The following is a 724-nucleotide window of genomic DNA, read 5'->3' as shown; positions in this document are numbered from 1 at the left end:
GGACGATCCGGCGGCCGTCCGCGGCTACGCCACCGACCAGGCGCTGAGCGACACCCTGGTCTCCCCTCAGCAACTCCCCGAAGCGAAGCTGGTGATGGTCGGAACTCCGCGCAACTCGCCTTTGGTGAAGTCGATTCGGCTCACCGACAATCCGCCGTCCGCGACCGTCGAGGACTGTGTCGACGTGACCGACTGGCACCAGGCCGACGCCACCACCAAGGCGCTGCGTGATCCGGCGCAGCGCCTGACCCGGTACGTCGCCACAGCCACGCTCCGGAAAACGGACTCGCGCTGGCTGATCGTGGACTTCAAACGCGAGGAGACCCGGTCGTGTTGAGAACTTCACCAGGAATCTTGGTTCGTGTCCTGCTGATGATCGGAATGCTGGCGGCGACGATCACTCCGGCCGCCGCCGAGGAGCCCGGCGGCACGGTGACTCCGTGCGCCACCCGGGATATCTGCATCAGCGTGCACGAACCAGGCAGCACCACCAGTGGAAAGCCGGGCGGCAAGGGCGAGACGGTTGCCGCGAAGTGCATCTGGCAGGGCAAGGAAATCCCCTGCTGGGACGACGAACTGGGCTGGTACAGCAACGCGACCAGCTGCTGGTACCTGCTGGTGACCCCCAAGCCCGCTGCCGACGACCAGCGTTGGGGCGGCCGCGACCCCGCCGGCGGCGAGATCTACACGGTCAGTTGCCGGGACGGGTCGAGCACGGTGCAGG

General features: G+C 67.3%; 2 pseudogenes. Both read left to right on the top strand.

Annotation, left to right across the window (positions count from 1 at the left end):
* Nucleotides 1-337, top strand: a pseudogene (locus tag ABD323_RS42795) (hypothetical protein); the annotation flags it as partial.
* Nucleotides 338-372: 35 nt separating this feature from the next.
* A pseudogene (locus ABD323_RS42790) lies at nucleotides 373-724 on the top strand (hypothetical protein); the annotation flags it as partial.

It is taken from the genome of Kitasatospora nipponensis (assembly GCF_039528135.1).
GTDB lineage: Bacteria > Actinomycetota > Actinomycetes > Streptomycetales > Streptomycetaceae > Kitasatospora > Kitasatospora nipponensis.
The sequence above is the reverse complement of the archived record's forward strand: the minus strand, read 5'-3'. Positions and strand labels throughout refer to the sequence as shown.